The 8,210-nt window shown below is 41.4% G+C and carries 10 protein-coding genes and 1 pseudogene; 6 read left to right on the top strand and 5 right to left on the bottom strand.

Annotated elements, in window-relative coordinates; genetic code table 11:
• Positions 1 to 39 precede the first annotated feature (39 nt).
• The 3 genes from ACSZPU_RS20785 to ACSZPU_RS20795 form a co-directional block, all read right to left on the bottom strand.
• Positions 40 to 681: an AMP-binding protein gene (locus tag ACSZPU_RS20785; protein WP_499002754.1), complete on the bottom strand. Its 642-nt coding sequence runs from the start codon at positions 679 to 681 to the stop codon at positions 40 to 42.
• A 458-nt stretch (positions 682 to 1,139) separates the two neighbouring features.
• A complete protein-coding gene (locus ACSZPU_RS20790) occupies positions 1,140 to 2,033 on the bottom strand; it encodes a LysR substrate-binding domain-containing protein (RefSeq protein ID WP_499002758.1) in 894 nt (297 codons plus the stop codon).
• A 734-nt stretch (positions 2,034 to 2,767) separates the two neighbouring features.
• Positions 2,768 to 4,030 carry a tyrosine-type recombinase/integrase gene (locus ACSZPU_RS20795; RefSeq protein ID WP_059009633.1) on the bottom strand — a complete coding sequence of 421 codons (1,263 nt, stop codon included), beginning with the start codon at positions 4,028 to 4,030 and terminating at the stop codon, positions 2,768 to 2,770.
• A gap of 463 nt (positions 4,031 to 4,493) precedes the next feature.
• On the opposite strand from ACSZPU_RS20795, the gene ACSZPU_RS20800 reads away from it, so the two are divergent.
• From ACSZPU_RS20800 to ACSZPU_RS20825, 6 genes are all read left to right on the top strand, one after another.
• Entirely contained in the window at positions 4,494 to 5,336 is an 843-nt protein-coding gene (locus ACSZPU_RS20800) for a DUF6387 family protein (RefSeq protein ID WP_038424696.1), read from the top strand.
• Between the two features lie 175 nt (positions 5,337 to 5,511).
• Positions 5,512 to 5,730 carry a helix-turn-helix transcriptional regulator gene (locus ACSZPU_RS20805; RefSeq protein WP_038424695.1) on the top strand — a complete coding sequence of 73 codons (219 nt, stop codon included), beginning with the start codon at positions 5,512 to 5,514 and terminating at the stop codon, positions 5,728 to 5,730.
• A gap of 139 nt (positions 5,731 to 5,869) precedes the next feature.
• On the top strand, positions 5,870 to 6,187 hold the full coding sequence (locus tag ACSZPU_RS20810) for a hypothetical protein (RefSeq protein WP_043015942.1): 318 nt from the start codon (positions 5,870 to 5,872) through the stop codon (positions 6,185 to 6,187).
• Positions 6,188 to 6,252: 65 nt separating this feature from the next.
• Positions 6,253 to 6,489 (top strand): hypothetical protein, encoded by a 237-nt coding sequence (locus tag ACSZPU_RS20815; protein WP_186385792.1) that lies wholly within the window; start codon positions 6,253 to 6,255, stop codon positions 6,487 to 6,489.
• 65 nt (positions 6,490 to 6,554) lie between these two features.
• Entirely contained in the window at positions 6,555 to 6,851 is a 297-nt protein-coding gene (locus tag ACSZPU_RS20820; RefSeq protein WP_499002764.1) for a hypothetical protein, read from the top strand.
• Between the two features lie 62 nt (positions 6,852 to 6,913).
• On the top strand, positions 6,914 to 7,150 hold the full coding sequence (locus ACSZPU_RS20825) for an H-NS family histone-like protein (protein WP_186385794.1): 237 nt from the start codon (positions 6,914 to 6,916) through the stop codon (positions 7,148 to 7,150).
• Between the two features lie 48 nt (positions 7,151 to 7,198).
• Here ACSZPU_RS20825 and ACSZPU_RS20830 read toward each other — a convergent pair whose 3' ends face one another.
• Positions 7,199 to 7,666 carry a DUF4756 family protein gene (locus ACSZPU_RS20830; protein WP_186385795.1) on the bottom strand — a complete coding sequence of 156 codons (468 nt, stop codon included), beginning with the start codon at positions 7,664 to 7,666 and terminating at the stop codon, positions 7,199 to 7,201.
• A 101-nt stretch (positions 7,667 to 7,767) separates the two neighbouring features.
• Positions 7,768 to 8,139: pseudogene (locus tag ACSZPU_RS20835) on the bottom strand (MarR family transcriptional regulator); the annotation flags it as partial.
• Positions 8,140 to 8,210 lie beyond the last annotated feature (71 nt).

Consider the following 8,210-nt stretch of genomic DNA (forward strand, 5'->3'; position numbering starts at 1 on the left):
CTTATCGGTAGTTAACCCTTCCTCCTACACTCTCCACAATCATGTCCGAGCGTTGCACTTATTATCTGAATTCGCGGGAGACCATATTTCCAATAAGCTGAGGTCAAAATTAAGCGGGGCATAACTTAGGACTCTGCAAGATGTGCCTGTTGGAAGTATAGTTCGTGCCCAATTAGCAAAATTCATCATGCCCTTAAATGTGATTTTAACTAGTTTCGGAACGCCTGTGGTTCCTGAGGTAGGCAATAAAAGGCCAGTATCCTCGCTATCTGAGTGTGTGGAACCTGACCGCTTTATATATAAATTTTGCTCCGAGTCGATTTCAATTAGGAAAGCATCAGATGAACTCAGTAAGTGATTCTGAAATTCAGTTGAAGCTCGGACCGGAAGTATCAGCAAAGAATAATTAAGACTCCAGGCTGCCACTTTTAATGCCAAGTTATCGATATTTTTTTTACCAACGATTGCCAGTACCGATTTCGGATCAATAGAATAAGAAATTAAATGGGTCCGAATTCTATTAATCATGTCAAGATACTGCTCAGCACTAAACCATTTACCATCTAGGTGAATAATTTCTTTTTGTGGTTCTGAAGTGTTAAGTGATAAAAGAATGCTTCTGGCGAATTCATTTAACGAAGTCTGGCTGCCTATAAAATTGTTGGTGTCATATTTAGACATCGCATCTCCTCCCATACAGGAACTCAGTGGAGTTAATTCTATTTATAAATATTTCGGTTTGTTGATGATTAATATTCAGTGGGAAGACTTTATCGTCAAGTGAATCTTATATATTTTTATTGAATATATTTATTCAACGTCGCTGGGGTTATATTGATGTGACCATTCCTGATGGCTAATATCATTTAAATCAGCTGGTTGGAGTGTAGTTGTTCTTTTGTTTATGTTTTCTAATGGAAGCTCCGATAAAAAATCTCATTTTAAAGATGAATTTTATTTTTGTTTTTATTTTGCTTTTCATGAGGGTAATGATGAGCTTTTTTCACGGTACGGTGAGTTTTCTTTTTCGATTTCTGTTAAATGTATATACTTATAAGAAATTCAATTTTTTTAAGTTTGTTATGTTGGAAAAATGATGGGAGGGCTAAGGTGGTTACTTCTTAGCCCTTAAAAAGGGATTAGTCGATGTTTAATTGTGCCTCAAACCAGTGGTAAATATTCTGAATTTCATTCCTCTCAGCTTTATCTTTTGTTGTAACAAAATAAAAGATTCCTCCCGGTAGGCGAAATTTAAAAGGCTCATACAATAGCCCCTTTTGCAGAGCATTCTTTGCCATTAACTGGCTGACAATAGCAACACCTTGACCGTTAATAGCAGCCTGAATTGCGTGGGTTTCTTCGCTAAAATGAATCCCTGTTTTAATCGTCAAATCTTTTGGCCCCCAGCTATCTCGCCAGGCCTCCCAGTCGGGTATTGCACTAGGTACTATACGTCCATCAACATGAATCAGCGGTAAATCCTTCAGGGAGTCAAGAGAAGTTAAGGGTAATGCTGGGGAACAGACTAGTGCGAACTGATCCGAATAAAGAAAACGGTAATTGAGCGATTCATCAATTTTCAAGGTATAGCGAATGGCGATATCGATTTCATCTTTACGCAGGTCAAGAATATGGTCACTCGCATGTAATTTTAAATCAATATCAGGGCAGGAAAGCTGTAAGTTTTTTAAACGCGGTAACAGCCAGTTAGAAACAAAGTTTGCAGTTGAAGTAAGAGATACACTGCTACTTTGTTTGGTCTGCTGAACACTTGCAATAGCATTCATCAGTAAGTCAAAGGCGCTTGTGGTGGCCTCCTTAAGTTTTATACCAGCGGCGGTGAGGTTCACTTCGCGTGGTGAGCGTTTGAGTACATCGGTCCCTAGAGCTTCTTCTAATTGACGTATTTGATGACTTACAGCTGTGGGTGTGACACCTAATTCTTCTGCGGCGGCTTTGAAACTGCGGTGAGACGCAACAATATCAAAAGTGCGTAATGAGCTTAAAGATGGGATCTTTTTTTTTGGAATCATAAGGCTATTCATCCATAGATAAGTTTTTTATGCTTTTGACACTATTACCATACTCCAAGTTTTGCAACAGCAGTTGATGTGGTAGTTACTCTTCTCGAAAACAATGAGCGGGTAGGAACCGTGAGTGCCAGCATAGTTGTACTGCAGAAGAAACATGATGGTGATGGGGTGACGGATGAAACGTTTTCTCCTGAACGAAAAGACAGCGTGCTGGCAAAACTGCTGCCTCTATGGAACACGGACGTTTCTGCCGTTGCCTGTCGGGAAGTGAACATCAGACTGCATACCTGGCGGCGGTGGAAAAAATGCCGGAGGATTGACGTCCGGGGGCGATAACACCCATTCCGGCGAATCGCCTCAGCACCGGGGAAGAACAGGAGATGAGGGAAATCTGCCACCGCTCGGAATGCGCGAGTTTGTAGCGATCACAAATCGTGCCACGGTTGGCAGATAGAGGCATTAATCTGGCGAACGAATCAACTTTTTATAGGCTGCTGCGCCGTTATGGTGAAGTGCCTCGCCGGGGACGTCAGTTACGTGCACACAAGGTGCCCGCTCCGACAACCTCCACGGCCAATGCGCCTTACCTTAAAATTCTGCTCCATTGTGTTACTAAATACCAAACTCTGGATCAAGTTGTTGGTATTTTAACTCTATATGCGAAGTATTTAGTCTTATACGGGGCCCATTAGCTGAGCCCTTTTTCAAGCTTATCAATCGGTATATACCGAAGTTCAGACTTTGGACTGCTGATGGCCCAAAATATAGGATGGCACGAATTCCTCTCTGCATCTGTCCAGATAATCTGACCACCACTGCATCATCGCCTTGCGGGCTTCAAGATGCTCCGCCTTGTGGATGTATGCTGCCCGAACGCTATTGCGCTCCTGATGGCTCATCTGACGCTCAACCGCATCCAGTGACCAGAGACCTGATTCAACCAGGGCACTACAGGCCATTGCCCGAAACCCGTGGCCGCATACATCCTCTTTAGTATTATATTCCATCAGCCGCAGCGCCTTATTAACCGTATTTTCACTCATTGGTCTGGATGGATTCCGGATGCTGGGGAACAGCAACTCCTGATCACCGGAGATTTCTCTTATCTGCTTCAGTATGTCGATGCTCTGATGTGACAGCGGCACAATATGTGGCGTACGCATTTTCGTCCCCCTGTCGGAATAGCGAACTCCGGGGATCGGCTCTCGTGTGGCGGGGATAGTCCAGATTTTGTTTCTGAAACTTATTTCCGTCCAGCGGGCAAACCGCAGTTCACTGGAGCGAATAAAGACATGTAGGGTGAGAGAAACAGCCAGCCGGGTTAATTCCCGTCCCTGATGATAACCATCAATTCGGCTCAACAGTTCGGGTAGTCGTTCAAGGGGAAGGGCGGGATAGTGTCGTTTAACCGGTGCTGCGATGATACCTTCGAGATTCGACGCCGGATTGCTCTCAATCATCCCCTGATGCACGGCATGCCGCATGATGTTGTACATATGTTGCCGAGTACGTGCTGCGACTTCCAGCAGACCTTTTTGCTCAATGCCTTTCAGCAGATCGATAAAGTGACGAGGTTTCAGTTCAGCTACTGGCAAGTGTCCAATCACAGGAAATATATGATTGTTCATGCTGGCAAGAAGACGGGAGGCGTGGTTCTCTGACCATGTTCTGTTGCTTTTATGCCAGCTCAATGCAACGTGCTTAAATGTTTTTTCCGGAGAGCGGGCAGCTTTCTCTGCGATACGTTGCTGTGATGGATTGATATTCTGCGTCAGCAGCTTGCGTATGCCATCACGTTGCTGACGAGCGTAAGCCAGAGAAACATCGGGATAGGCACCTAGGCCGAGGCGGGATTCTTTACCATTGACTCGATATTTCAGATACCAGAGACGTGAACCGCCTGGATTGACTAAAAGGTACAGGCCATGAGAATCGGAAACTTTGAAAGGTTTAGCGGATGGTTTTAAGCTGCGGATTTTTGTGTCGTTAAGAGACATTTGGGGGTCACTCCGTCATCGAACCAACTTGACCCCAAATCTGACCACCAAATTCTCCCGATGCAGAGGGAAAACTAAAAATGCATCGGGAAGATTTTTCACGCTAACTTATTGAATCTAAATCACATAAGGATTCGCAAAGAGGCATGGAAACAGGAAATTGGCTCCTCTGACTGGACTCGAACTTCATCTGTATCTCCTGTTATTAGTGGAATTGAAGTAATGGTATTATTTTTTACCATCATATTTACCAACATTTTTAATCTTGTATCGTAAAAATGTCAATTATATTCAATTAGTTATGACAACACGCTTTACTGAACTTCACTGAACGATCTTCATGTCTGGACTGATTGTTCCGATGCTTTTCCCTGCTCCATTCAATAGATTACCGCCATCAAATCCGATATGTTTACTCATAACATATCAAAGCGATAAGTAAAGCCAGAAGGATAGATACCTCATGACCAAAGCGGAGATCGCCAGCGCTGTTAATGAGTGGTTCAACATTGAAAACTACAGCGTCCTGCAAAATTTGACAGTGGAACAGCTTTTCCAAGAGATAGAAAACAGGATTGTCGCTTACCGCATGGGGCAAAACAGTGGGGAGTTGCCTCCTGAAAGCCGTCGCAGGCATCAGAACTATTACGAAGAACTGATTGAAGGCAAGGTCGTGTTTGGTGATGTTTTCGGGGGGCCTGAAAAAAGACTGTCTTCCAGCTATGCCATCAAGCCTGTCACACATCAGGGGCTATGGGAGGTGGCGGGTTATGTGGCTGCTTTCGATAAATACGTTAACCCGGAAGGAAAACCCCTACCTCATATGGAAGTCTCGCATTATCTGAAGGAAGCCGGGGTAAATAACGAAGGGTTGATGCTTGTTCAAATTAATCTGGCGGAAACGTCATCCGAAGAAATCATCAATCACCTGAAAGTGATGGTGCCTGAGTGGAAAGAACAACTACAGGCTCCTGAGCCTCCAGCCAGAGATTTTCGCTTTGGGGTCAGCAACCTCAAGAGAATACTCGATTACAACATCATTCCCATCATGGATTTGCTGTTCTGGGCGCAGGATGAAGAGGTCAGGATTGGTATGCCGCAGCTTACCAGTTTTATCTACCCGGACGAGTTTAAAGACGGTATTCGTGATGTTGAGAAAATGAAGTCTACAGACCATCCGCTGGCAGTAAAATATCTGACAAAGCTTGCTCACTATCGGTCTTTTGTCGATTTTACATACAGATACGACGACAGAAGACACTGGAAGGTTCAGGATCTCATCACTGACGAACTCGGTGAGGACTGACATTCCCGGAGGCGGTGTGTTGCGCAATGCGGATATCGCCTACATTCACTCAACCTGAACATACCCTATTTTTATCCTCCCAAAAATCTGCGTAAAAAACTTCTTCTCGAACGTCCCTCTTAAATCACAAGAAAAACCCATACAATTATCTCATCGAACAACACAGGAGATAAATATGGTTCAAATCAAAACAGATAAACATCCCAAGCTTATTCGTTTACCTGAGGTAATGAACAGAACTGGATTCGGGAAAACATGGATATATGAGCTTATTAAAGCGGGTTGCTTTCCCGCACAGATAAAAACAGGTGTAAGAGCAATCGCCTTTATTGAAAGTGAGGTGGATGCGTGGATTGAACGAGCTATTCAGGCATCACGAAAACAAGCAGTTTAACAAATATTATCCATATAATGATCTAAGGAGGTTTTATGTAAACATAAGAAAATAAAACTGTTGTAAATAATATCCCTTACCAAAATCATACAGATTTCTGTAGGGGGACGTTCACTTAAAAATAAAGAAGGAAATAAAAATGAGTAAAGCAATAACAGAAGTCCACGAAATCAAAGTTTACAATGAATCTACCAGATTATTCCTTGTGAAGTCATTTTATTGCTATGAGCTTTATATCAGTAATATGCAGGAATACATGGGCGATAGATTTGTTAAAATGGTTGAAGACAGAATATATATGGATGATGTTTTTGACAAGGTAATAGAAAACAGTAAGGAAGGATTTAATAAGTTTCTTAAGAAGTGTAAAAGCTCAGGCTCTCTCAGAGATGTTTTATTCGATGAGGTCAAAGTGAATCTGAGACATATGCACAACGTTATTTTTAACTCAAACTAATGGTCATGTGGTCAGTATATGGCCCCGCAAGGGGCTAATAATCAACTCAATAAAGGAACATTTAAATGAATGATAATATTGCAATATCATTAAGTTTGCTATGTGAGCAAACACCTGAAATACTCTGCACCATCCAAGCAAGCGTCAGTACGTTCATTGCGCTATGCGGGTATTCAGCCGAGGAAGTAATGGATGATGAAAACCTGACAGATGCGTTGAACAGTTATGTTAATAACGAACTGGTCAGTGAGATGGATTTAAGATACGGATCAGTGAACATTAATCTGGTTTATAAAAAGTAGTTATCTGTTTATTCCTATTCCGGGACTAAATAAGTCAAACAAACATGTAAAAATGAGGATTGATTATGTCTAAAGAAACTGTAGTAACAAATAAGTCTACACAGCTGTTCCTTGATCTTGCTATAAGATCATTGGAGGCAAGCTGGAAGCTTTTTCAGGAAGTGAATGGAGATGGAGACGCTAATGACTATCTTGATGATCCTGATTTCATGAGTCCATTTATTATGAACATCATTGACCATATTCAGAATAACTTTGAAAGATTTACAACCCAAGAAGGTGATAATGGGAGTATTAATGAAGTTGACTTCGAGCAGATTGCTGTTGTGTTGGTGTGCCATTCAGAACGATTCAGGAAATGAATTCTAAAAGTTGCCCCGCAAGGGGCTAACTAAAAAGCAGTAAATAAAAACAGGAGCCAAAAATGATTGATGAATTTCATGTGTTGTATATGTATAAAAAAATCAAAGCCGAAGCTGCGGCAACAGATATGAAAACACTGGAACGTTTTTTGAAGAAGTTCCGTAAAGTTGTTGCGGAGCGTCGGGAAGAATACTATCAGGAGATTGGTGAGAAGAAGGCTCAAAAGCTAAGGGCAGAAAGATTACAACAGTTGCTTAAGAAAATGGAGCGTGATCGTGTATCACCACATGAGTTATAAAATAAAACCACCATATTGGTAATATACTGCCAGTATGGTAGTTTTATTCTAGATAGAAAATTTTCGGCGCTTTGTTGCTGATGCATTAAAATCAGAAGATATATCTGAAAGTTGCTCAAGACTTTGCTCAACAGAACGCTGGAACTCAAGAGCCGCTTCTGTGCGCTGCTTTATGACGAGAGCGAAGAGTTCATCAGGTGTTTTTTCTAATAAAGTTTTTCTGTAGAGCATGGATTCCTGAACCTTCTCAAGGCTCTTGGATGCAAGAGCCGATGCATGGCTAATAGGATTAAGTTCTTCAATAAATTTTTCAAGCAGTGATTTTTTCTTTCGGTCTAATCTAAGGAGATTAGTGTGCGCAGATTTAAATTCTTTTGCTTCAATCAAGGGGGAGCCATTGGTTCTTAATCTGCGATATTCATCTCTGTATTCAGACATCGTTGGATATTTTTTTAATGCTTTGATGGTGTTCAGATACTGAATTAAATCATCATTGCCTAATTTTACTTTCCTCATATACACCTCGTAAATAAAACAGTGGATATATTTATATTACGAGATATAGTGTAAGTGTCAAATATAACCGGGAATTAAGAATGATAATATTCAGATGAAAACTATATTCTTTCTTTTTGATCAACATCTTCAGGATAATCAACAAAAATGTCATCTTCTGAAACAGAGTCCCAGTCAATATCTTCGTCGGGAGTAGAAAGTAAAGGTTTATCATCTTCTTTATCGATGGGTTTTTCTGCGTTGTTTGTAAGTACCGTATCTTTATAAACGGTGACGAATACGTCTTTTATACCTTCACTGGTCGTTCTCAGCGACTTCTTAACATATTCTTTCCTTGTGGCATTTAATGTTCTGTACTGGCCTTTCAGAAAGAGATTTGCGTTTATCATGGTATGCTTCCCTTCTTTGACCAAAATGCCTTTATTTACTAGCTTGTTCCAGCATTTACACACGTTAGATTTGCTCATATTAAGGAAGGTGCGATTTAATCGGTGGGGTTCAGTGGAGTCCTTAGCTGTATTAGCCTTACCTTAGCTGAGCTGTA

Origin of the sequence: Phytobacter sp. V69 (assembly GCF_965644215.1) — a bacterium.
In the GTDB taxonomy this organism is placed as follows: Bacteria; Pseudomonadota; Gammaproteobacteria; order Enterobacterales; family Enterobacteriaceae; genus Phytobacter.